We start from the raw sequence: 22,848 nt of genomic DNA, 5'->3' as shown, positions 1-22,848 counted from the left end.
TTAGCGGGTGAAAAATGCGCTTACCCTACCCCAGCGCCAGCCAACACGCCAGTCGCGCTCTGGCCGGGCCATAGGTTTTGTACGAAAAGTCGGCGAGCGGTGACCAGACAAGGCAAAAATCGGTGAAAAGGCGGAGTTTACTCGGTGTAAATGAGGACTTTGAGCCGATTTTTAACGCCGTATGAGCGAGCGCAGACACTTTTCGTACAGAGCCTAGACCCTAGACCGCCGGCCACGGCTCGGCAAGCGACCTTGCACACGCATGCGTCCCCGCCGGGCAGACGACGGGGACGCAGTGCAAGGAGTAGGAAGGTTCAGTCCTTGGACTGAGGCGGCTTGCGACGTCGCGTCGCGGACTGACGAGGGCTACGACGCCGCGTCTCGAGCTCAGCTGCCGCAGCCGTCTCGGATACCTTCGACGGCTCAACTGCCTTGGTCTCGCCGCTATCGTCAGGCTCTCCTGGCGTCGCGGGCGCCTCGCCGGACGTTGACCGCGGCGACGTGTCGGGCCGAGCGCTGGCAAACAGCGTTCGAATGCGCTCGAAGCGCTGGGCGGCACGCTCGCTGAGCTCCCCGCTGGCCGCCAGCACATGCTCGATATGGCCTAGGTGGCCGTCGATCGCGTCAGCGCTCTCCCCCTCCAACAGTCGCGGGATGGCCTCCAGGGCCGCCTCGCGATCCTGCTCGAGGATGAAGAACTGCTCACGCACCAAGTGCTTGAAATCGGCCAGCCGGGCGGTCGGCTCCAGCTCGGCGCGGGAAGCACGCAGGCGCTTGAAGTTGCGCCCGTCGGTGGCCGGTGCACCGCCCAGCACATAGATCACCGAGCGCATCACCGCCTCATGACTGCCGCCCTCCGCGACCCTTGCCCGAATTGCCTCGCGACGCTGCTGGACGAAGCGACGCTGCTCCGGTTCGGCCCCGGGATGCCGCCGCATCGGCGCACTGCCTCCCAGTCCGACCAGCACCTGCAACAGCGGCTGGCCGTAGACGTCCAGAAACAGTCGCTCGAGGCTACGATCGCGCAGTTCCCGCCAGGCCTCCAGGCCCTGGGTAATCTGGCTGGACAGCACGCCCTCCAGGGCACGAAAGAGGTTGTCCTCGCCGACCGCCTGGCGATCCTCGCGCACCCGCTCGGCCAGAACCGGCACCGGCACCATCAGTGGATTGCGATCGGAAAGCAGTCGATATCCCAGCCGATTGGGATGCATGCGGCGCATCCAACGGGCGGAATCGGGCGTAGCCAGGGCCTGGACCCAGGGCTGGGCAAATTGACGATACAAGCCCTGGTTGATCTCCGAGATGCGAGCCACGACAGCAAAACGACGCTCGTCGTCGGGACGGTGGTGCACCTCACGATCCAGTTCCTCGATGCTGCGGGGCTGAAACTCGAGCAGGTAATCGCGCTCGATCAGCTCGGCATCGGGACGGTCCTCGGCCCGCGAGATCGCCGTCTCGTAGAGTCCCGGTGGCAACACGTCGATATAATCCATGTTGGCGGTGAACTCGGTGTGTTCCTTGCGCGACACGCTGCCCGACACGAAGATGCCCAGGTGTCCGGTGGTATCGTGGACGCAGTAGACGATGGTCTGCTCGTTGGCGATAAGCTCGTCGTTGTCCTCGTAGAGATCCTGTATCCAGCCCAGGGCCTGCGGCGGCGGCGTGATGTCATCGCCGCGGGAACAGAACACCACCACCGGTGAACGCAGGTTTCGTAGATCGATGCGCCGCCCGTCGGCGGTGACCATCTGGGCGGTGGACAGACGGTTGCCGACGAACAGGTTATCGACGATGTACTGGATCTCCTGGCCACCCAGCACCACATGACCGCCCCACCAGCGCTCGAAGTCCAGGTAGCGCTCCGCCTCGGTGTCGACACGGGAATAAAGGTGATACTGCTTGCTCCACCAAGTATTGGCCGGATTGAGCCGCTCGAAGTTCTGCACCAGCCAGGCACCGTCGAACAGTCCGGCCCCCAGGTCGCTGAGCAACGACGTCACCCAACTGCCGCCGGTCATGCCGCCGGTGTAACGCATCGGCGCCTGGCCCCGCTCGCCGGCCCAGTAAGATAGCGGCGCACCGGCGATCAGGATGGGCCCGAAGACGTCGGGCTCCAGGGCCGCCGCCATCATGATCTGCCAGCCGGCCTGGCAGTTGCCGACCACCATCGGCTTCTCGACAGTATCCGGGTGAAGCGAGATGACATGGCGCAGGAAGGCCACCTCGGCCTCGACCACGTCCTCGACGGTCTGTCCAGGCTCCGGGTAGGGAAGGAAACCGATGAAGTAGCAGGGATGGCCGGCACGCAGCGCCACACCGAGCTCGCTGTCGGGCTTGAAACCACCGATGCCTGGTCCATGCCCAGCCCGAGGGTCCACCACCACGAAGGGCCGCATCAAGGGATCGGTCTCCACGCCCTCGGGCGGCAGGATGCGCATCAGCTCGTAGTTGACCGGCTTCGGCAACTCACGGCCGTCGAGCAGCACCTCGGCGTCGAAGCCGAGCACGTTGGGCTTGGTCTGTTCGATATGTTCCAGGTATTGATTGCCACGCTGGCGCATGACGTCCAGATAGAGAATGCTGCGCTCCAGACCATCACGCCAGTACTCCAGGCCGGCACGTCCGAAGCCAAAGGGATCCATCCAGGACAGCACGGCAGGAGGCAGGTTCGACATCAGGGGGTTCATGGCATCGACTCCCTCGGTGGCCATGGGGAAATGCGGTCTTGGGGTCGTCGCCCGACCGTCTTTGCTGCAATGCAATATAACCCAGATTCCACGCGCTGGCGAATCACCAGACGTCAACCCGCTACGAAACGGCCCGCCTCCTCGGTTCCGAGCAAACACGACAGCGCCCGCCGCGCCCGAGGCTCAAGCTCCTCGCTGCGACGCCCCCATATCACCAGGCGAGCCTCGTGCCCATCGCCGGGATGATCCAGGCGGACCCCGGGGCCACCGTCGAGTCGAGCATGCTCCGGCACGGCCAGGCGCCACAGCCGTGCATGGCCTTGCCCCACCAGGTGCGACTGCCGCTCGCGCAGTCGTTCACCGGACATCAGCCGCCAATGGGTGACCAACGGATCGAGGCCGAACAGCGCCTCGTCGAGCGCCTCTTCCCCCGCCGGGCCAGGGCGCAGGGACACGAATCCCAAGGCATTGCCGGCCACGCGAAAGCCCGCCTCGATTAGCCCCGTTGCGCCCAGTGCAGCGACGCCTCGAGCGGCCAGGCGTCCCAGGTAGGCAGTCCGTTCGGCGGTCAGCCAGGGTAGCGGTGCCATCGACATGGTGTCGCCGAACGACTGCCGAGGCGCCAGGTACACCACTTGGCCATGGCGATCGGCCAGCAGCGACAGACGCACCGGCGCCCCCTCGCCGTCAGGCGCTGCGAGCGGCAGCCCGGCCTCCGTCATCAGCCGACGCATGGCCGCACTATCGGCCATGGCGGCCAGCAACGGTGCCCCCTGGCCGAGAAAGCGCAGTCCCGCCTCGCGGCAGGCCTTGGCGAGTGCGAGCTGCACCGCCGCCGGCAGTTCGCCGGGATGAACCGCGTCACAGCCCTCATCGAGCGCCCGTGCCATCAGCTCTCTGGGTTCCCCCTCGGCGATCAGGCCCGAGATACCCAGCTCCTCGGCCGCCTGGCACAGCCGCGTCGCACCCGCACCGTGCCCCACGATCAGCGGGCGACGGGGAATGCAGAGAGAGAACGACATGGACGATGCCCCCATGCTGGAGAGGAAAATAAAGCAGCCGGCCGGAGGTTACCGGCATGCCGGGGCAAGATGCTAGCATGGAGGAGCGCCCAACGAGCGCCTCCGCGCCGCCTCAACGGATGACCCATGACCACACCCAAGCTGCTCAACCGGCTGACCTTTCGCCAGCTACAGGTGTTCCGCACCGTCCACGAGCGCCAGTCCTATTCCCGCGCGGCCGAGGCGCTCGGCCTGACCCAGCCCGCAGTCAGCGCCCAGATCCGACAGCTTGAACAGGCCCTGGGGCATCCATTGTTCAAGTACGCCGGGCGCACCCTGCACGCCCTTCCCGCCGCGGACGCCCTGGCCGCCTCGACCCAGGCCATCTTCGGGCAGGTATCGCGGCTGCAGATGAGCCTGTCTGACCTGGAGGGCACGATCACCGGCGAGCTCAACCTGGCAGCCGTGTCCACTGCCCAGTACGTGGTGCCCCACCTTCTGGCCCGCTTCCGGGCCCAGTATCCCAACGTCCAGATCCACCTGCGGGTCTGCAACCGCAGCCAGGCCCTGGAGCGCCTCGCCGAGCGTCGCGACGATCTGGTAATCATGGCCCGGGTGCCCGACGACGAGGCGCTGGTGTTCATGCCGATTCTCGACAACGAAATGATTCCGGTGGTGTGGCCGGGCCACCCGCTGCTGGACGCACCGAGCCCGACCCTGGAGGATCTAGCTCATCATTACATGCTGATGCGCGAACCCGGTTCCGGGGTGCGCGGCGCCCTGGAGGAACTGGCCGCCGAGCAGGACGTGCGCCTGGACCACGCCATCGAGATGGGCACCAACGAGGCGGTCAAGCAAGGCGTGATGGCCCAGCTCGGCGTGGCCGTGCTGCCTCGACTGGCGGTGCGCCTCGAACTCGAGGCTGGGCTGCTGGCGCCGCTGGCGCTGCCCGGCTTTCCGCTGCGTCATTCCTGGTGCACCGTCTACCATCGCGAGCGCTTTCCGACCCCGGTCACCGAGCTGTTCCTGCGCTTCATTCGCCAGCACCTGGACGAGCTGCATGCCCACTTCGCCACCGGCCCCGCGCCCTTGCCGAGCCATGGCGTGGCCTGCCTGCCGCAGGGCTCTCCATGACGACCGGTAGGCGGAGGCCATGGCCAGTGCCTGTCCAGCCGGACGGCGAATGTGATAGATTGCCCCCCTACCTTTGTATACACGCCATGCCTGCCGCCGGGGTGCCGTCACAGGACACCCCAGCGACCGGCCGCCGAGTGGAAGAGGCGCCCAGCTCATGAGCGACAACACCAGCAAGCATGTGTCCAGCGGCGAGAAGTACCGCAATGAACACGGTGCAACGGCCATCAAGGATGGCATGAAAACGCGTCCGCAGGCCGAGGACAGCCCGGCCCTGGGGCGCAAGCCCAAGTGGCTGCGCGCCCAGATTCCCGGCGGCGAGCGCTTCGACGCCGTGAAGAAGAACGTGGCCGAGCATCGGCTGAGCACCGTGTGTGCCGAATCGCACTGCCCCAACATGGGCGAGTGCTGGAGCAACGGCACCGCCACCATCATGCTGATGGGCTCGGTGTGCACCCGTGCCTGCCGTTTCTGTGCCGTGGACACCGGCAATCCCAAGGGCTGGCTCGACGCCGAGGAACCCGAGAACACCGCCAAGTCGGTAGAGCTGATGGGCCTGCGCTACATCGTGCTGACCTCCGTGGATCGTGACGACCTGCCCGACGGCGGCGCCGGCCACTACGCCGACTGCATTCGCGCCATCAAGGCGCGCACCCCGGAAGTCGCGGTGGAGGCCCTGACGCCCGACTTCGACGGCGCCCCCAGCGCCATCGAGCGAGTCGTCGACTCCGGCCTCGAGGTTTTCGCCCAGAACGTCGAGACCGTGGAGCGGCTGACCCGCCGCGTCCGCGATCCCCGCGCCGGCTACCGCAAGACCCTCGACGTGCTGGCCCACGCCAAGCGCCACCGCCCCGACGTCATCACCAAGACCAGCCTGATGCTGGGTCTCGGCGAGACCGAGGAGGAAATCCTGCAGACCTTCGACGACCTGCGTGAGATCGGCGTCGACATCGTTACCCTCGGCCAGTATCTGCGCCCGACCCGCAACCACCTGCCGGTGGAGCGCTGGGTCACCCCCGAGGAGTTCGAACGCTATCGGCAGCAGGGCCTCGAGAAAGGCTTCATGGAAGTGCCCTCCGGGCCACTGGTGCGCTCCAGCTATCGCGCCGACCGGGTGTTCGAGAACAACAACCTGGGCCTGGAGCTCGCCTCCCCCGCCGAGGTGCCCGGCCAGACGCCCGATCCCAACATCATCCCGACGCGCAACGTGGGGTAATCGTGGTGATTGGCGCAGCATGATGGCCACCGCCTTTCACTACATCATCAGCAAGAAAGCCCGAGGCCAGCGCCTCGGGCTTTCTGTTTCGCGGCGCCTGCTCCGGCGCTATGCGTCGACCAGCTCGCGCCCCAGTTCGCAGGCCAGGCACCGGGCAAGTCCCGTCGACACTTCATCCAGGCTCGGCGGTGCCGGCACGAGATCCGCCAGCCGGGTCATCGCCAGGCCGGCATAGCCGCACGGGTTGATACGCGCGAAGGGCGACAGGTCGCCATCGACATTGAGGGCAATGCCGTGAAAGCTGGCTCCCCGCCGAATACGCAGCCCCAGCGAGGCGATCTTTGCATGGCCGACATACACACCAGGTGCGTCGGGACGCGCATGAGCCTCGATGCCATATTCGGCCAACAGTGCGACGGCCGAGTCTTCGAGCGCATTGACCAGCTCGCGCACGCCGAGCCCGGCGCGACGCACGTCGAGCAGCGGGTAGAGCACCACCTGCCCCGGGCCATGGTAGGTCACCTGGCCGCCGCGATCCGACTGCACCACCGGGATGTCACCGGGCATCAGCAGATGCTCCGGCTTGCCGGCACGCCCTTGGGTAAACACCGGGTCGTGCTCGACCAGCCACAGCTGATCCGGCATGGACGCATCCCGCGTGTCGGTCAACTCGCGCATCGCCTGCCATACGGGTTCGTAGGGCCGGCGCCCGAGGCGATGAAGTTGCAGCGGCTCCATCTCAGACCACCATATGTACGCGGCCGCTGGCCTTGAGCTCGGCAAACAGCGCCTTGAGCTGATCTTCACCCGTGGCACGCAGGGTCAGCCTCACCGACTGGAAACGACCGTTGCGGCTCGGCACCACCTGGATCTTCTCGGCATCGAAGGTGGGATCATGGCGGCTCACGACCTGGCACACCATGGCGGTGAAATCTTCACTGGCATCCCCCACGACCTTGATCGAATAGTCGCAGGGGAAAGTGATCTTGGGCGGCTCGCCGCTCTTGGTTGCGCTCGGGCGGCGCAGGTCACGCAGGGTCTTGTCGTTCATCCCTCACCCATCTGGAAGCATGAACGGTCATTTTACGCGACCCACGCTCACCCACCAAGGCAACATCGGCCTCAGTCGAAGAAGCCACCCAGCAGATTGGCAAAGAAGCGCTGGACCTTATCGAAGATTCGCTTGAAGAAACCGCCCTCCTCAACCGGCTCAAGGGCCAGCAGGGGGCGCTCGCCAACGACCTCGTCCCCCAGGCGTACTTCCATGGAACCCACCTGCTCACCGGCAGCGATTGGCGCCGTCAGGTCGGCGCGAATGTCCAGCTTGGCGGTCAGCTCCTCGTTACGGTCACGCGGCACGGTCATGAAGACGTCCTGGTCCACGCCGACCTTCAACTCGTTGCGATCGCCGCCCCATACACGCGGGGTGTTCAGCACTGCGCCCTGGTCGTAGAGCTTGAGGGTCTCGTAGTAGCGGAACCCGTAGCTGAGCAGCTTCTGGGACTCCTGAGCTCGGGCCTCCTCGGAGGCGGTACCCATCACCACCGAGATCAAGCGCATGCCGTCACGCTCGGCGGAGGCTACCAGGCAGTAGCCGGCAGCCTCGGTCCAACCGGTCTTCAGACCATCGACGCTGGCGTCCCGCCACAGCAGGCGATTGCGATTCGGCTGGTCGATACCGCCATAGCTGAAGTGCTTCTGGCGATAGATACTGTAGTGATTCGGGTAATCGTTGATGATGTGCTGAGCCAGCGTCGCCTGGTCACGAGCCGAGGAATAGTGGTCGTCGTGGGGCAGCCCGGTAGGGTTCATGTAGTGGGTGTTGCTCATGCCCAGGCGCGCGGCATGCTGGTTCATGATGTCAGCGAAGGGCTCGGCGCCCCCGGCCAGGTATTCGGCCATGGCCACGCTGGCGTCGTTGCCGGAGACGATCACGATGCCGTGCAGCAGTTCACTCACCGGCACCTGCTCGCCGACCTCGATAAACATCTTCGAGCCCCCGGTACGCCAGGCCCTCTCGCTGACCGGTACCAGGTCATCGGAGGCGATGTTGCCGCTGTTGAGCTCGCGCTCCACCAGGTAGGCGGTCATCAGCTTGGTCAGACTCGCTGGCGGAAGCCGCTCGTCAGGATTGTGCTGGGCGAGCACACGGCCGCTGTCGGCGTCCATCAGGACCCAGGACTTGGCGGCCAGTCGCGGCGGCGCCGGAATCATGGTCTGGACCTGGGGCTGTTGCGGCTGCGGCTGCGGCTGCGGCTGCGGCGTCTGCGCCATCAGCGGCGAGGTCACCAGCGACAGGCAGACCATCAGGACCGGCAGTAGCCGGCGTAGCGAGGACGAACTCAGGACTTTCATGGATGGCAGTCTCTTCGGGTACATCGGGAGATTCATTAGGGCCGACTCAGTCGGCCGCCGCATCGACGACGAAGGCTTCGTCGAAGCCGGCCCGGCGCAACTCGCCGCGCACCGGGTCGATCTGGGCGCGTCCGGCCAGCGGGCCGACCTGGACGCGATACAGGCCCGGCGCAGAGGCCACGCGCACCGGCTGCTCAAGGGACGACTGGAGCCGTGCCTTGAGTTCATTGGCGCTGTCGGCGGAGCCCAGCGCCGCGACCTGCAGGTAAATGGGGTCTGTCACCGATCCCGCCGAGGTGGGAACCGCCGACTCGTTCGCCGCCGCCGCGGCGGCCACCGCTGACGCCGCAGGCTCGGGCGCCTCAGCGACGGCAGGCCGCGGCGCCTCGGTACCGCCGCGATGCTCGGCCAGCCAGGCCGCGGGATCAATGGCCTCGACCCGCACGCGGCCGGTGCCACGATCCAGGATGTCGAGACGCGCCGCCGCGGCATAGGACAGGTCTATCTCGCGCTCGCTGTGGAAGGGGCCGCGGTCGTTGACCCTCACGATCACCGAGCGACCGTTGTCGAGATTGGTGACTCGAGCAAAGGTCGGCAATGGCAGCGAACGGTGGGCGGCGCTCATCTTGTACATGTCGTAGATTTCGCCGTTCGAGGTCGCATAGCCGTGGAACTTCTTGCCGTACCATGAGGCAGTACCGCGGCGCTCGTAGCCGCTGGCGTCATCCAGCACGTGATAGGTCTTGCCCCACACCTGATAGGTCGAACGATTGCCGGCTCGCGAGCGCGACTCGATCCGCGGCACCGCGTCCGGCACCCGGCTGACGTCGGGCGGCTCCTGCGGGTAGGCGTCGCTGCTCATGGCGTAGCGCTCGCCGCCGCTCGATGCCTCATCCGTGACGTCGGCGTCGGCGTTGCCGGACGGCGTCGGTGTCGCGCCGCCACCTCCGGCACAGCCGGTCAGCCACAGCGCGGCCAGCAAGAGAATCCACCAGGCTCTCATGGGCGCTCCTCCGGATCGGCCGCGGTGGCGGTGAACCAGTCGGCCTGGCGCCCCTCGGCGGCGGCGATGGCCTCGGCCAGCTCGGTCACGGCCATGGCGTAGAGATGGCTGTGGTTGTAGCGGGTAATGACGTAGAAGTTGTCGCGGCCGAAGCGGTACTGCAGGCTGCCATCTTCCCGCTCCAGCGCCAGCGGCACCACCTCGGTGCCATCCGGCAGCCCCGCGTCGCTCTCGATGCCTGCCGCGGCCAGCTCGCCGACGGTGGCACTCGGCGGCCGCGCGGCGTTGAAGGTGATGCCACCGGGACGCTCGCTCGGCCCCTCGGCCTCGTGATAGATCGGCGCCCCAGCCTGCCAGCGGTGCTCGGCGAAGTAGTTGGCGATGCTGCCGATGGCATCCACCGGGTCGGTCCACAGGTTGCGGTGGCCATCGCCGTCGAAGTCCACCGCGTAGGCGCGATAGCTGGTCGGGATGAACTGCGGATAGCCCATCGCTCCGGCGTAAGAGCCCTCGATGCTGTCCGGCGCGACATCCTGGCGAAAGGCGATTTCCAGGAAGGCAGCCAGCTCGCCGCGAAAGAAGCCGCCGCGACGCGGGTGATGAAAGGCCAGGGTCGACAGCGAGTCGAGCACGCGGTGATCGCCGGTAATCTCGCCGTAGCGAGTCTCTACGCCGAGAATCGCGGCGATGATTTCCGGCGGCACGCCGAATGCCGCCTCGGCCCGGGTAAAGGCCTCGCGATGGGCATCGATAAAAGCCGCGCCCTCGGCAATACGCGCCTCGCCGAGGAAAATGTCGCGATACTCGTGCCACACCAGGCGATGCTCGGCGGCACCGGACATGGCGTCGAGCACCTCCTGGCGGAACTCGGCCCGCCCTAGGGCGTCCTCGAGCCAGGCGCGGTCGACGCCGCGCTCGGCCACCTCATCGACCAGCCCCTTGACCTCCCCATGAAGGGGGTCGAAATCAGCCGCCGAGGCCCCGGCAGCCATCCAGAACATCAAGCTGCCCAGAGCCAGGGTCAACGCTCTGCGTCCCCGTGGAAGCGTCGTCACCGTCATACATCTCTCCCTGAATCGATCGGCCCGTATGGCGCTAGCGCGGCAGCAGGCGGCGGTGCGAATGAATGGCCATGAGAATACCGAAACCGGCCAGCAAGGTCACGCTGGAGGTCCCGCCGTAGCTGACCAGAGGCAGCGGCACGCCGACCACAGGCAGGATACCGCTGACCATGCCGATATTGACGAACACATAGATGAAGAAGGTCAGGATGATGCTGCCGGCGAGCAGCCGCCCGAAGGTCTCCTGGGCCGCCCCGGCGAGCCACAGCCCGCGGCAGACGATCAGCAGGTAGAGGCTCAGGAAGGCCAGCATGCCCACCAGCCCGAACTCCTCGCCGAGCACGGCGACAATGAAGTCGGTATGGCGCTCCGGGAGGAATTCCAGGTGGGACTGCGTGCCGTGCAGCCATCCCTTGCCCCACAGGCCGCCACTGCCGATGGCGGTGGTCGACTGGATGATGTTCCAGCCGGCTCCCAGCGGGTCGCTCTCGGGGTCGAGAAAGGTCAGTACCCGTTGACGCTGGTAGTCGTGCATGTTCATCCACAGCAGCGGCAGCGCCGAGGCCGCCAGCGCACCGAGCAGGCCGATGATGCGCCAGGACAACCCGGCCAGCAGGATCACGAAGACCGCGGCCAGGGCCACCAGCAGCGAGGTGCCGAGATCGGGCTGGCGAGCGATCAGCAGCACCGGCGAGCCGATCAGCAGCGCACAGACCACCAGGTCCTGCCAGCGTGGCGGCAGTTCCCGACGCCCGAGCCAGGCCGCCACCATCATCGGCACGGCCAGCTTCATCATCTCGGAGGGCTGGAAACGCACCACACCGGGAATCACCAGCCAGCGCTGGGCGCCCATGCCCATGTCGCCCATGACCTCGACCGCCACCAGCATGGCCATGCCCGCCAGATAGGCCGGGATCGACCAGCGCTGCAGGGTCGCAGGCGTAAACTGGGCAATGATCACCATGCCCGCGATGGCGACGCCGAACCGCACAGCCTGGGCGATCACCACGTCCAGGCGCTGCCCGCTGGCGCTGTAGAGCACCACCAGTCCGGCCAGCATCAGCAGCAGCAGCATGCCGATCAGCCAAGGGTCGAGGTGGATCCGCTCCCACAATCCGCGCTTGCGGGTGATGCCACTCAGCGAGGGCTTGACCGGATGGGGGCGGCGCAGCAGAAAGTCGACCATCGCGATTAGTCCTCTCCCTCGCTCGTCTCATCGTCGTCAGCGGCTTCCTGCGGTTCGCCATGGTGGCGTTCGAGCAGCCAATAGTCGGCCATCGCCCTGGCCAGCCCCGCCGCATGGCTGCTGCCGCCACCGGCGTTCTCGACGATCACCGAGACGGCGATCTGGGGATCGTCCACCGGAGCGAAGGCCATGAACAGGGCGTGGTCGCGCAGCCGCTCCTTGAGTTCCTCGGCGTTGTACTTCTCGTCCTGGCCCAGCGAGAACACCTGGGCGGTACCGGACTTGCCGGCCATGCGATACTCGAGCCCCGCGCCGGCGCGGCGGGCGGTCCCCTCACGGCCTGACAGCACCTTTTCCATGCCCGAGTAGACACGGTCCCACCAGCCGGGATTGTCGAGCTCGATGTCCGGTGGCGTGCCCGGCAGCTCGGTGGGGACCTGCTCGTCTCCGATCTCGAGGGCCAGGCGCGGCTTGATCCAGTCGCCGCGGTTGGCCAGCACCGCGGTGGCAGTGGCCAGCTGCAGCGGGGTGATCTGCAGATAGCCTTGGCCGATCCCCACCGACAGCGTCTCGCCAGGATACCAGGGCTGGTTGAAGCGCTCGCGCTTCCATTCCCGGGACGGCAGCAGGGCCGAGCTCTCGCCGGCCACGTCCGCGGCCACCCGCCGGCCGAAGCCGAACTGCGACAGGCTCTCGTGGATCTGGTCGATGCCCAGCTCGTGGGCCAGGGAATAGAAATAGGTATTGTTGGACACCGCCAGGGCCCGCTCCAGATCGACCCGCCCATGGCCCCAGCGCAGCCAGTTGCGGTAGCGCCGTGAGTCGTTGGGCAGCTGATAGTAGCCGGGATCGTAGATCACCTCGCCCGGCGTGATCTCGCCATCGCGCAGCCCGGTGATGGCCATGAACGGTTTGATGGTCGACCCCGCAGGATAGCTGCCGCGGATCGCACGGTTGAACAGCGGCAGGTCGATATCCTGCTGGAGCGCCCGGTAGGAGGCCAGATCGATCCCGGTGACGAACTGGTTGGTATCGAAGCCAGGCACCGAAGCCATGGCCAGGATCTCGCCGCTCTGCGGCGCCACCGCCACAATGGCGCCACGGCGCCCGTCGAGCAGATCCACGGCGAGCCGCTGCAGCCCCTTGTCCAGGGTCAAGGTCAGGTTCTGACCGGGCACCGGGTCGGTACGTCCCAGCTCGCGCAGCACCCTGCCGCGGGCATTGGTTTCCACCTTGCGCAGGCCGGCCTGGCCGTGCAGCGCCTCTTCGTAGAAGCGCTCGACGCCGGTCTTGCCGATGAAGTGGGTCCCGGCATAGTTGCCGGCATCGAGCACCTGAAGCTCCTCGGCGTTGATGCGTCCCACGTAGCCGAGCACGTGGGACATGATCTCGGCGTCCGGGTAATAGCGCAGCAGTTGGGCCTGCACCTCCACACCGGGCAAACGATGGCGATTGACCGCCAGGCGGGCGATCTGCTCTTCGTCCAGGTCACTCATCAGCAGCGCCGGCTGGAAAGGACGCTGACGCTGTCGTGAACGCTCGCGGAATGCCGCAACCCGATCCTCGGGCAACTCGAGCAGGTCCACCAGCAGCGACAGAGTCGCATCCAGGTCATCGACCCGCTCCCGCACCAGGGTCAGGTTGTAGGTCGGCCGGTTTTCAGCCAGCAACGCGCCGTTGCGGTCATAGATCAGCCCCCGGGTCGGGGGCAGCGGCTCGACCCGCACGCGATTCTTCTCGGAACGCGTGGTGTAGACCTCGTGCTGCACGATCTGCAGATAGGCCAGGCGCCCGCCGAGCAGGCCCGTGAGCAGCAGCACCACGACCACCGCCAGCAGCGAGCGCCAGCGGAAGATACGCAGTTCCTGCTCGGTATTCTTCAGGGTGTCGCGTGGCTGACGCATTGCTTGGCGGAGACCTCGGAGCGCTCAGCGATGGTAGGGATGGCCGACCATCAAGGTCCAGGCCCGATAGAGCTGCTCGGCCAGCAGGATGCGCACCAGGGGATGCGGCAGGGTCAACGGCGACAGCGACCAGCGCTGATCGGCGGCTGCAGAAAGCGCCGGATCAAGGCCATCGGGACCGCCGACCAGCAGGGCGACATCACGACCTTCCAGGCGCCAGCCCTCCGCTTGACGCGCCAGCTGCTCCGTACTCCAGGCCTTGCCGCCCACCTCCAGAGCCACCAGATATTCGTCGCCTTTCAACCGGGCGCGAATGCGCTCGGCCTCCTGACTGACGGCGCGCCGTGTATCGGCATTCTTGCCACGCGGGCCGGGCGTGATCTCTTCGAGCTCCAGGGCAAAGTCACGTGGCAGACGCTTGCGATATTCCTCGACGCCCCGGGTCACCCAATCGGGCATCCTGGTACCCACGGCCAGCAGTCGCACCCTCATGAAGCGCCGTGGGCCTCTTCCTCCAGGGCCACGCCATCGCTGGGCAGGTCAGCCCAAAGGCGCTCCAGATCGTAGAGCTGCCGAGTCTCGGGGAGCATGATGTGTACCACCAGGTCACCCAGGTCGACCAGCACCCAGTCGGCGCCGCTCTCGCCCTCGACGCCCAGCGGCGATACGCCCTGTTCCTTCACCGCCTGGATCACCTTGCTGGAGAGCGCCGCAAGATGACGACTGGAGGTACCGCTTGCCACCACCATCAGATCGGTCACGCTGGTCAGGTGAGAGACGTCCAGGACGGCGACGTCCCGGGCCTTGAGCTCTTCCAGTGCGTCCAGCACCAGCGTCTTGAGTGCGTCGATGTGCATACCCTTCGTGTCAGCCCCTCTCAGCGGAAAATGGTCATGCCTACATTGTACCGACTCGAACGAGGCCTGGCAGCGCCTGATGACGCAACGCGTCGGGTTTTTTGCCTCACCGCTTTCATCAGCGCGTACGCCGATAGAGCCCCTGCTCGAGGATCCACGCCTCCACGGCCTCGGGCAGCAGGTAGCGCACGCTGCTCCCCTCGGCCAGTCGCCGTCGCACCTCGGTGGCGGAAATCGCCATCCGCGAGGGCAGGCTCAGCCGCAACAGGCGCCCTGCAGGCGCCGCCATCAGCGTCGCCACGTCATCGACTTCGCGCCCGTCGACCAGCTCGGCCAGCGCCGCGGGGAGCGCAGCCTCGTGGTCCGGCCGATCCACCACCACCAGATGCGCCAGCGCGAAGAGACGTGCGGGGGCATGCCAGTCGGCCAGACGCAGGAAGGCATCGTGACCTAGCGCCATTACCAGGCGCGCCTGTGGCCCATATTCCTGGCGTAACTCGGCCAGAGTGTCGGCGCTGTAGGAGGGACCCTCGCGCTCGAGCTCGCGGGGGTCGGCCATCAGCCCGGGCGTGTCACCGATACCCAGCCGTAGCAGTGTCAAACGCTGTCGCGGCGATATCTGCGGCACGCCGCGTAGCGGCGGCTGGGCAGCCGGGATCATGTGCACGCGATCGAGAACCAGAGCCTCGTGCAGCTCCACGGCGCTGCGCAGGTGGCCAAGATGAACGGGATCGAAGGTCCCGCCCAGCATGGCGATACGCGGCGCCTGTATCGTCTCACTCACTGGCGAACCTGGCCGTCGCCGAGCACCACGTACTTGCGCGTGGTCAGGCCCTCGAGCCCCACCGGCCCCCTGGCATGCAGGCGATCGGTGGAAATGCCGATCTCGGCGCCCAGGCCGTATTCGAAGCCGTCGGCGAAGCGCGTGGAAGCGTTGACCATCACCGAACTGGAATCCACCTCGGCCAGGAAACGACGAGCCAGGGTGTAGTTCTCGGTGACGATGGCGTCGGTGTGCCGGGAGCTGTAGCGCTCGATGTGCGCCATGGCATCGTCGATGCCGTCGACTACCCGAACCGCAAGCACCGGGGCCAGGTACTCGGCCGCCCAGTCGGCCTCGGTGGCGGAGGCGATGTCGCCGAGGATCGCACGGGTGCGCTCGCAGCCGCGCAGTTCGACCCCATGCTCGGCGTAGGCCGCGGCCAGCGCCGGCAACAGCGCCTCGGCCACAGGCGCATCGACCAGCAGGGTTTCCATGGTATTGCAGGTGCCGTAGCGCTGGGTCTTGGCATTGACGGCGATGGCCAATGCCTTGTCACGATCCGCGCTGGCATCCAGGTAAACGTGACAGACGCCATCCAGGTGCTTGATCACCGGCACGCGAGCCTCGCGACTGATCCGCTCGATCAGCGACTTGCCGCCACGCGGAATGATCACGTCGACGTATTCCGGCATGCTGATCAGGCGCCCGACGGCGGCCCGATCGGTGGTTGCCACGACCTGAACGCTGTACTCGGGGAGCCCGGCCTGCGCGAGGGCGGCACGGATGCAGTCGGCGATGGCCGCATTCGACTCCCGGGCCTCCGAACCGCCGCGCAGAATCGCCGCATTGCCGGACTTGAGGCACAGGCTGGCCGCTTCCATGGTGACGTTAGGCCGCGATTCGTAGATGATACCGATCACGCCCAGCGGCACGCGCATCTGGCCAACCTGGATACCGCTCGGCCGAGATCGCAGCCCATCGATCTCGCCCACCGGGTCGGGCAGCGCCGCCACCTGGTGGAGGCCCTCGATCATGGCAGCCAGGCGCGTATCATCGAGGGCCAGGCGATCGAGCAGCGCGGCGTCGAGGCCGTTTTCGCGGCCCCGCTCGAGGTCGCGAGCGTTGGCCGCCAGCACCTCGGCGCGCGCCGCATCCAGACGCTCCGCCATGGCCAGCAGAGCAGCATTCTTGGCCGCAGTATCGGTGCGTCGCAGCCGGGTCGCGGCATCTCGCGCCTGTTGCCCAAGGCGCTGCATGTAGGCGTCGACGTCGGCGACGACGCTGTCGGAGTGGGAGGCGTGAGCTGTCATGCCGTAGAGTGTCTCCAAGAAAAGGGCCGTGGCGCCAAGCTACGCCCCAGGCTCGAGTCCAATCGGGAAGGAGCCCATACTAAGTCACCATGCAGAGCAAGTACAAAGTCGGCCTGATGCGAGTGAACCTGCTGGTGGCCGCCAGCCTCACCGCCTTCCTGGCGACGACCGCCCACAGCCTGCCGGATGCCTTCCTGCTGGGCCTGACCAGCCTGTGGCTCACCGTGACCGCTACCCAGATCGAACTCAGCCATCGCCACCTGGCTACCATCCCCTGGCAACTGCTTCCCGGTTTACTGCTGGCGGCCCTGCTGTGGGCCACTCCGGGCCGGCACCTGACATGGTTCTGGGCCTGGGCCATCCTGCTGATGCTCCCCCAGCCACGTTGGATCCTGGTGTTCAACGCCCTACTGGCCGCCGCCAGCTGGTGGAACCTCCATGACCGACTGGGCCTGGAACAGTGGCTGCTGGCAGGCCTGCTGCTCGCAGGACTAATGCTGCTGGGACTGTCGCGCTCGCTGGAACTCCAGGCCATGCGCCAACGCATCCGCGATCGCGCGCGCCTGGTTCCCGAGCTTCGCGTGTGGTCGAACCAGCGCCTACTGCACGATGTGCGCCATGAGCGGCACCGCGCACGCCATGAGGGCGGCCACGTCGAACTGTTGCTGCTGCGCACCACTCGTTGGCAGCTCTGGCACATGGCGGAGCAATGCTGCCGACTGCTCCAGCCTTACGACAACGCCTATCGACTGGATCGACGCACTCTGGGGCTGCTGCTGGTCAGCCGCGATGCCGACCAGGCAGAGACGCGCCGCCAGACGCTACTATCGACGCTGACCGTCTCGGTACGCATCAGGGCCATCGCCTTGCCGAGTCTCGGCTCGCTGAGCCACGAGCGACGCGCTCTCGCACGGCAAGCACGCCCTCTGGAGGTCAAGGAGATCGCCCACCATGGTTGAGCCACGCTCACCGCGCTCTCGACTCTTCACTCTGGCCATCGGCATCGGGATCGTACTGCTGCTTGGCCAGGCCCTGTGGTTCTACCTGATGGGGCACTATACCCGCATCCTGTTACCCGCCTTGCTCTCGCCGGTCATGGCGGTCGCCGCCCTGCTCGCCGCCACCGCCAGCGTCAAGGCCTCGCGTACCGCGGCCTATCTGGTACTGATCTGCGGTTTCCTGCTGATCGCGGTGGAACTGCCCGGCCACTCCAGCACCGCGGCGCTGTGGATCGGCCTGCCGCCGGTACTGACCCTGGTACTGCTGCCGCTGGGACCGGCAGTACTGCTCAATCTGGCACTGACACCGGTCTGGCTGGCCCTGCTCGGCAACGGTGAACTCGCCCCAGAACTCGCCGTCGGTTATCTGGCCTTGGTCGCCGTGGCCACCCTGGCACTCTGGGATCGGCTCCGCCAGCGCGACCTGCTGAAGGCCACCGACCCCCGCGAACACGAATGTCCGGCGCTGACCCGCAAGAGCCTGCACGAACGACTGACCGGGGAGTTCGAGCGCGCCCGACTGCTCGAGTGCCCGCTGGCGGTCGTGCTGCTCCACCTCCCCCAGCTCGACATGACCCGCGAGCAGTTCGGCGACGCCACCCGCCGCGCCATGCTGACGGCATTCTGCCAAGGCACGCTGCGCCATTGTCGTGAGCTCGACACCCTCGGCCGCGAGGACGAGACCGCCTTCTGGCTGATTCTGCCAAACACCACCGAAAACGGGGCCCTGCTGGTCCAACAGCGGCTACAGCAGGCCCTCGAGCAGGTCGTACTGGTGGAGACCGGCCCGCTGGAGGTGCGCCTGCGCCTGGAGACACCCCACAGCGGTGAACGCTGGCCAGCCTTCCTGACACGCTTGCAAGGCATGACTCAGGCCCTGGCCACCGATTAGTGTCCCGCATCAGAGGTTGACGGTAGAATTCTGGCGGCCGCCCCTGGGCCGCCATGCAGCACTACCATGCCTTGTCGCAACGCGGGGCCCGGCGCCTCGATGCGCCCGGTTTCTCATCAACGAACCGTCGCAACAGGACATTGGACGGACCGCCATCGATCATGGAGAGCCCCTTGAACCCTGTTGACCTACTCCAACAGTTGACGCCATCCCCGGCGCTGCTGCTGCTGTTGATCGTCATCATCGCGCTGGTCGAGTCGCTGGCCCTGGTGGGTCTGCTGGTACCGGGCGTAGTCCTGATCACCGCCACCGCCTCGATGGCCGGGCATCAGCAAATCGCCGTGGCGGCGGTGATGGGCGCCGCCTTTCTCGGTGCCATCGTCGGTGACGGCCTCAGCTTCTGGCTGGGCTATACCCAACGCGAGCGTGTCACCGCCATGTGGCCACTGTCGCGCTATCCGGAATGGTTGGCCCAGGGCGCCCGGTTCTTCCACCGCCATGGCTCACTTTCAGTGTTCCTCGGACGTTTCGTCGGCCCGGTCAGGCCGGTCGTACCCCTGATCGCCGGCATGATGCACATGCCACCCCGCCGCTTCACCTGGGCAAACCTGCTGTCGGCGGCACTGTGGGCCCCCGCCTATGTGCTGCCCGGCTACCTGCTGGGCCGAACATGGCAGCGCCTGCCGGGGTTCCCCGAGGCGTTGGAACCCTGGCTGGTGGGGCTCGGCGTGCTGGTGGTACTGCTGGCCGTGACCTTCTCCTGGCTACGCCACCAGACCCATCATGATGGGCTGGTGTATCGCGGCCTGGCCCGACTGCTGCGCCGCCACCCCAAGGGGCGCTGGGCATGGCGAGCACTGTCGCGCCCCCATGACCGAGAGCCGCCGCTGGGCACCTGGCTGCTACTGCTGACATCGCTCACCGCCCTGTCCGCGCTGACCCTGGTGGTGCTGCATCAGGGCGGCCCGCTAGCCATGGATCGCCGCCTCGACATCCTGATGGATACCCTGGTCATTCCGGGACTGCTGACGCTGAGCCATGTACTGGCGGAGCTCGGCGATCTGTACGGCATCATCGCCATGGTGCTGCCCTGGGGACTGTGGTGGCTCGCTCGCCGGCGCTTCGATGCCCTCGGCCACTTTGCTGCGGGCCTGCTCGGCATCGCCGCGCTCAACACCCTCGGCAAGGCCATCATCGGCCGCGCCCGGCCGGACGCCTCAGCCCACCTGGCGGACTCGCTTGCCTACCCCAGCGCGCATACCTCCACCGCCGTGGTGCTGTTTGGCCTGGCCGCCGCCTTCATCGCCAGGGAGTTGCCGCTACACCGCCGCTTCTGGGCCTACTGGGGCGCCATCGCCGTCATCGTGCCCATGGCGCTGTCGCGGCTGGTGCTGGGCGTTCACTGGCTCAGCGACCTGATCGGCGGCGCCCTGCTCGGGCTAGTGGTCTGCGCTCTGGTGCAGCTCGCCTGGCAACACCGCTCGCGGGAGACCCTGCGCCCCTGCCCCTGGTGGGCGCTGGGTGCGGCGTCGCTGGCGCTCGCCGCCGCGCGGGTGGTCTGGCTGGGGCCTGCGTAAGCTGGAAGCAGGAAGCAGGAAGCAGGAAGCAGGAAGCCAGAAAAGTGTGCTCTCCCCTCTTCAAGGCGCGCAGCGCCGTACTTCCCTCTTCCTTCTAGCGGCGGAGCCGGGTCAACCCAGCGCCAGCCACAGCCCCACGCCCACCATCAACGTCCCCGCCACGCGGTTGAGCAACCGCACCTTGTCGGCCTGACCCAGCAGGTGGCGCAGCGTCTGCCCACCGGTGGCGTAGGCCAGCAGGGCGCCGAACTCGATGGTCAGGATCACCGCGACCAGCGCGGCCAGCTGGGCGGGGAGCGGTCGCGAGGCATCCAGGAACGGCGGCAGCAGGGCCATGAAGAAGGCCCAGCCCTTGGGGTTGGCAACCGCCGTGACCAACCCCTGCACAGCCAGCTCACGGCGTCCGGCGCGAGCCTGGGACGCCAGGGTATCGGGAATCGCCATGCGCCCCCGGGAACGCCACATCATCACGCCCAGATAAGCCAGGTAGGCCCCGCCCAGCCACTTGAACACGGCAAACAACCCGGGCTGGCGCAGCATCAGGGCGGCCACCCCGGCCCCGGCGGCTATCGCCACCAGGCCCACGCCGACCAGCTCACCGGCCATCATCCACAGCGTGCGTCTTACCCCCTGGGTCATGCCCAGCACCATGGCCAGGGTCATGCACATACCCGGCGTCAGCGAGACCAGCAGAAAGGTCGGCACGAAAACCGACAGCACCGAGAGCGAGAGCATGAGAAGAACCTCCTTGTCATCGCGACTCGCCCAGACTGGCGAACCGCCGTTACTTCAACGTGACCGGGCGCTCCATGGCCCGGGCTACGCCCCCCAGCGGGGCATTAGCCGATGCTCGATGCCGAGCTGGTTAAGGATACGTGCGACGATGAAGTCGACCAGATCTTCGACCGAGGTCGGCCGGTGGTAGAAGCCCGGCGCCGCCGGCAGCACCACCGCGCCCTGGCGGGTCAGGCTCAGCATGTGCTCGAGGTGAATGGCCGACAGCGGCGTTTCCCGCGGCACCAGAATCAGCTGACGACGCTCCTTGAGCGCCACGTCGGCGGCTCGCTCGATCAGGTTGTTGCTGGCGCCGCAGGCCACCGCCGAGAGCGTGCCCGTGGAACAGGGACAGATCACCATCGCCGAGCTGGCGCCGGAGCCCGAGGCCACGGGCGCCATCCAGTCCTCGCGGCCGAAGCAGCGAATCTGGCCCGGGGCCGCCCCGCAGCGCTCGGCAAGGGCCTCGGCCAGCCGTCCGGGCCGTGCCGGCAGTTCGCTCTCGGTCTCGGTGGCGATCACCAGGTGCGCCGCCTTGGAAATCATCACCCAGACCTCGCGGTTCGCCTCTACCAGCGCCTCGATCAGGCGCAGACCATACTGGGCGCCAGAGGCCCCGGTCAGCGCTACGGTGACCGGAGCGCCGAATCCCGTCGCGTCTCGCTCAGCCGCCATGGGCCACCTCCAGTGCCGCCAACAGCCTGTCGTGGATACCGCCGAAGCCGCCGTTGGACATCACCACCAGGCGATCGCCCTCACGTGCCTCGGCCACCAGCGCCGCTACCAGGGCATCTAGATCGTCGTAGACGCCGCCGGGCCGACCGCTGGCCTCGACCACCGGCGCCAGGGACCAGTCGAGCCCTGGAGGCTGGTACCAGTAGGCGGCATCGGCACTTGCCACGCTGCTCGCCAGTCGCTCGCTCAGGGTGCCGAGGCGCATGGTGTTGGAGCGCGGCTCGATCACCGCCAGCAGGCGGCCGTGCGGGGTGGCGGCACGCAGCCCGCCGAGGGTGGCGGCGATAGCCGTGGGGTGATGGGCGAAATCGTCGATCACCTGGATGCCGGCCACTTCACCGCGTACCTCCTGGCGGCGGCGCGGTGTCTCAAAGCGCGTCAGGGCCTCGGCGCCATCGGCAAGCGACATGCCACAAGCGTGGGCGACGGCGAGCGCCGCCAGCGCATTGCGGGCGTTGTAGTCGCCGGTCAGCCCCCAATCGACCACGGCTTCCTGCTTGGCGTCGGCGCCGCGATGCACGACCCGAAAACGGCTGGCGTCGGCGCGCTCGAGCTCGAAGCGCCAGGGGCTCTCCGGGGCCTGACCGAAACGCTCGACCGGGGTCCAGCAGCCCTGTTCGAGCACGCGCTCCAGCGCCGGCTCACCGTCGGCCACCAGCAGCCGCCCCTTGCCCGGCACGGTACGCACCAGGTGATGGAACTGACGCTCGATGGCGGCCAGGTCGGGGAAGATGTCGGCATGGTCGTACTCCAGGTTGCCGAGCACCGCAATCTCGGGGCGGTAATGCACGAACTTGGAGCGCTTGTCGAAGAAGGCGGTATCGTACTCGTCGGCCTCCACCACGAAGGGGGCATCGTCGCCGCCCAGCCGCGCCGACACGCCGAAATTGCGCGGCACGCCGCCGATCAGGAATCCCGGCGCCAGCCCCGCCGCTTCCAGCAGCCAGGCGGTGAGGCTCGCCGTGGTGGTCTTGCCGTGGGTGCCGGCCACGGCGATCACCGGCCGGCCGGGCAGCACATGCTCGGCGAGCCACTGGGGGCCAGACACGTAGGGCAAACCCCGATCCAGCACCGCCTCGACCTCGGGATTGCCCCGCGACAGGGCGTTGCCGATCACTATCAGATCGGGCCGCGGATCCAGGTTGTCGGCGGCGAAACCCTCGATCAGAGCGATCCCCGCCTGTTCGAGCTGGGTGCTCATGGGCGGATAGACGCCCGCGTCCGAGCCGCTGACGCGATGCCCCTGTTCTCGGGCCAGTAACGCCAGGCTCCCCATGAAGGTACCGCAGATGCCGAGAATATGAAGATGCATGGAGTCTCCGCTACCGGAATGCCTTGCCGGCGGTCAGCGGCCGCCCGGCGGAAAGCGGCAGCCTAGCATGGCCCCTGCGCGCC

21 protein-coding genes are annotated in these 22,848 nt (G+C 67.2%); 5 read left to right on the top strand and 16 right to left on the bottom strand.

Annotation, left to right across the window (positions count from 1 at the left end; translation table 11 throughout):
• Nucleotides 1–314: 314 nt before the first annotated feature.
• Complete coding sequence (locus ACGTN6_RS17505; RefSeq protein WP_394594051.1) at nucleotides 315–2,687, bottom strand: DUF3141 domain-containing protein; 2,373 nt, start codon at nucleotides 2,685–2,687, stop codon at nucleotides 315–317.
• Nucleotides 2,688–2,800: 113 nt separating this feature from the next.
• Complete coding sequence (locus tag ACGTN6_RS17500) at nucleotides 2,801–3,709, bottom strand: acetyl-CoA carboxylase biotin carboxylase subunit family protein (RefSeq protein ID WP_394594049.1); 909 nt, start codon at nucleotides 3,707–3,709, stop codon at nucleotides 2,801–2,803.
• Between the two features lie 126 nt (nucleotides 3,710–3,835).
• Between ACGTN6_RS17500 and ACGTN6_RS17495 the strand changes: the two genes are divergently transcribed.
• Both ACGTN6_RS17495 and lipA read left to right on the top strand, forming a co-directional pair.
• Nucleotides 3,836–4,822: a LysR family transcriptional regulator gene (locus tag ACGTN6_RS17495; RefSeq protein ID WP_394594047.1), complete on the top strand. Its 987-nt coding sequence runs from the start codon at nucleotides 3,836–3,838 to the stop codon at nucleotides 4,820–4,822.
• A 157-nt stretch (nucleotides 4,823–4,979) separates the two neighbouring features.
• The gene (lipA, locus tag ACGTN6_RS17490) at nucleotides 4,980–6,038 is read left to right on the top strand and encodes a lipoyl synthase (RefSeq protein ID WP_394594045.1); all 1,059 of its coding nucleotides are present in this window, start codon (nucleotides 4,980–4,982) and stop codon (nucleotides 6,036–6,038) included.
• Nucleotides 6,039–6,146: 108 nt separating this feature from the next.
• On the opposite strand, the gene lipB is transcribed toward lipA, so the two are convergent.
• The 11 genes from lipB to ACGTN6_RS17435 all read right to left on the bottom strand — a co-directional run bounded on the left by lipB (nucleotide 6,147) and on the right by ACGTN6_RS17435 (nucleotide 16,477).
• Nucleotides 6,147–6,776: a lipoyl(octanoyl) transferase LipB gene (gene lipB / locus ACGTN6_RS17485; RefSeq protein ID WP_394594043.1), complete on the bottom strand. Its 630-nt coding sequence runs from the start codon at nucleotides 6,774–6,776 to the stop codon at nucleotides 6,147–6,149.
• 1 nt (nucleotide 6,777) lies between these two features.
• Nucleotides 6,778–7,089 carry an HP0495 family protein gene (locus ACGTN6_RS17480; protein WP_394594041.1) on the bottom strand — a complete coding sequence of 104 codons (312 nt, stop codon included), beginning with the start codon at nucleotides 7,087–7,089 and terminating at the stop codon, nucleotides 6,778–6,780.
• Between the two features lie 71 nt (nucleotides 7,090–7,160).
• Nucleotides 7,161–8,393: a D-alanyl-D-alanine carboxypeptidase family protein gene (locus ACGTN6_RS17475; RefSeq protein WP_394594039.1), complete on the bottom strand. Its 1,233-nt coding sequence runs from the start codon at nucleotides 8,391–8,393 to the stop codon at nucleotides 7,161–7,163.
• Nucleotides 8,394–8,439: 46 nt separating this feature from the next.
• Nucleotides 8,440–9,396 carry a septal ring lytic transglycosylase RlpA family protein gene (locus tag ACGTN6_RS17470; RefSeq protein ID WP_394594037.1) on the bottom strand — a complete coding sequence of 319 codons (957 nt, stop codon included), beginning with the start codon at nucleotides 9,394–9,396 and terminating at the stop codon, nucleotides 8,440–8,442.
• Nucleotides 9,393–10,457 (bottom strand): lytic murein transglycosylase B, encoded by a 1,065-nt coding sequence (gene mltB, locus ACGTN6_RS17465; protein WP_394594035.1) that lies wholly within the window; start codon nucleotides 10,455–10,457, stop codon nucleotides 9,393–9,395. Before mltB ends, ACGTN6_RS17470 begins: the two co-directional genes overlap by 4 nt.
• Nucleotides 10,458–10,491: 34 nt before the next feature.
• Nucleotides 10,492–11,643 (bottom strand): rod shape-determining protein RodA, encoded by a 1,152-nt coding sequence (gene rodA / locus ACGTN6_RS17460; RefSeq protein WP_394594033.1) that lies wholly within the window; start codon nucleotides 11,641–11,643, stop codon nucleotides 10,492–10,494.
• Nucleotides 11,644–11,648: 5 nt separating this feature from the next.
• The gene (mrdA, locus tag ACGTN6_RS17455; protein WP_394594031.1) at nucleotides 11,649–13,547 is read right to left on the bottom strand and encodes a penicillin-binding protein 2; all 1,899 of its coding nucleotides are present in this window, start codon (nucleotides 13,545–13,547) and stop codon (nucleotides 11,649–11,651) included.
• 24 nt (nucleotides 13,548–13,571) lie between these two features.
• Nucleotides 13,572–14,039 carry a 23S rRNA (pseudouridine(1915)-N(3))-methyltransferase RlmH gene (gene rlmH / locus ACGTN6_RS17450; protein ID WP_394594029.1) on the bottom strand — a complete coding sequence of 156 codons (468 nt, stop codon included), beginning with the start codon at nucleotides 14,037–14,039 and terminating at the stop codon, nucleotides 13,572–13,574.
• Nucleotides 14,036–14,404 carry a ribosome silencing factor gene (rsfS, locus tag ACGTN6_RS17445; protein ID WP_183386523.1) on the bottom strand — a complete coding sequence of 123 codons (369 nt, stop codon included), beginning with the start codon at nucleotides 14,402–14,404 and terminating at the stop codon, nucleotides 14,036–14,038. The genes rlmH and rsfS overlap by 4 nt, the downstream gene beginning before the upstream one ends.
• 118 nt (nucleotides 14,405–14,522) lie before the next feature.
• Entirely contained in the window at nucleotides 14,523–15,155 is a 633-nt protein-coding gene (gene nadD / locus ACGTN6_RS17440) for a nicotinate-nucleotide adenylyltransferase (protein ID WP_394594066.1), read from the bottom strand.
• A 29-nt stretch (nucleotides 15,156–15,184) separates the two neighbouring features.
• A complete protein-coding gene (locus ACGTN6_RS17435; protein WP_394594026.1) occupies nucleotides 15,185–16,477 on the bottom strand; it encodes a glutamate-5-semialdehyde dehydrogenase in 1,293 nt (430 codons plus the stop codon).
• Nucleotides 16,478–16,566: 89 nt separating this feature from the next.
• Between ACGTN6_RS17435 and ACGTN6_RS17430 the strand changes: the two genes are divergently transcribed.
• The 3 genes from ACGTN6_RS17430 to ACGTN6_RS17420 all read left to right on the top strand — a co-directional run bounded on the left by ACGTN6_RS17430 (nucleotide 16,567) and on the right by ACGTN6_RS17420 (nucleotide 19,944).
• Nucleotides 16,567–17,436 (top strand): hypothetical protein, encoded by an 870-nt coding sequence (locus ACGTN6_RS17430; RefSeq protein ID WP_394594024.1) that lies wholly within the window; start codon nucleotides 16,567–16,569, stop codon nucleotides 17,434–17,436.
• On the top strand, nucleotides 17,429–18,367 hold the full coding sequence (locus ACGTN6_RS17425) for a diguanylate cyclase domain-containing protein (RefSeq protein ID WP_394594022.1): 939 nt from the start codon (nucleotides 17,429–17,431) through the stop codon (nucleotides 18,365–18,367). The genes ACGTN6_RS17430 and ACGTN6_RS17425 overlap by 8 nt, the downstream gene beginning before the upstream one ends.
• Nucleotides 18,368–18,540: 173 nt before the next feature.
• Complete coding sequence (locus tag ACGTN6_RS17420) at nucleotides 18,541–19,944, top strand: bifunctional DedA family/phosphatase PAP2 family protein (RefSeq protein WP_394594020.1); 1,404 nt, start codon at nucleotides 18,541–18,543, stop codon at nucleotides 19,942–19,944.
• 111 nt (nucleotides 19,945–20,055) lie between these two features.
• On the opposite strand, the gene ACGTN6_RS17415 is transcribed toward ACGTN6_RS17420, so the two are convergent.
• The 3 genes from ACGTN6_RS17415 to mpl form a co-directional block, all read right to left on the bottom strand.
• Nucleotides 20,056–20,679 carry a LysE family translocator gene (locus ACGTN6_RS17415; RefSeq protein ID WP_394594018.1) on the bottom strand — a complete coding sequence of 208 codons (624 nt, stop codon included), beginning with the start codon at nucleotides 20,677–20,679 and terminating at the stop codon, nucleotides 20,056–20,058.
• Between the two features lie 84 nt (nucleotides 20,680–20,763).
• Nucleotides 20,764–21,393, bottom strand: coding sequence for a flavin prenyltransferase UbiX (locus ACGTN6_RS17410; RefSeq protein ID WP_394594016.1), 630 nt, complete (start codon nucleotides 21,391–21,393; stop codon nucleotides 20,764–20,766).
• Entirely contained in the window at nucleotides 21,383–22,765 is a 1,383-nt protein-coding gene (mpl, locus tag ACGTN6_RS17405; protein WP_394594014.1) for a UDP-N-acetylmuramate:L-alanyl-gamma-D-glutamyl-meso-diaminopimelate ligase, read from the bottom strand. Before mpl ends, ACGTN6_RS17410 begins: the two co-directional genes overlap by 11 nt.
• Between the last annotated feature and the right edge of the window lie 83 nt (nucleotides 22,766–22,848).

This window comes from Halomonas sp. B23F22_20 (assembly GCF_043496985.1).
In the GTDB taxonomy this organism is placed as follows: domain Bacteria; phylum Pseudomonadota; class Gammaproteobacteria; order Pseudomonadales; family Halomonadaceae; genus Halomonas.
This window is presented reverse-complemented; position numbering and strand designations above follow the sequence as displayed.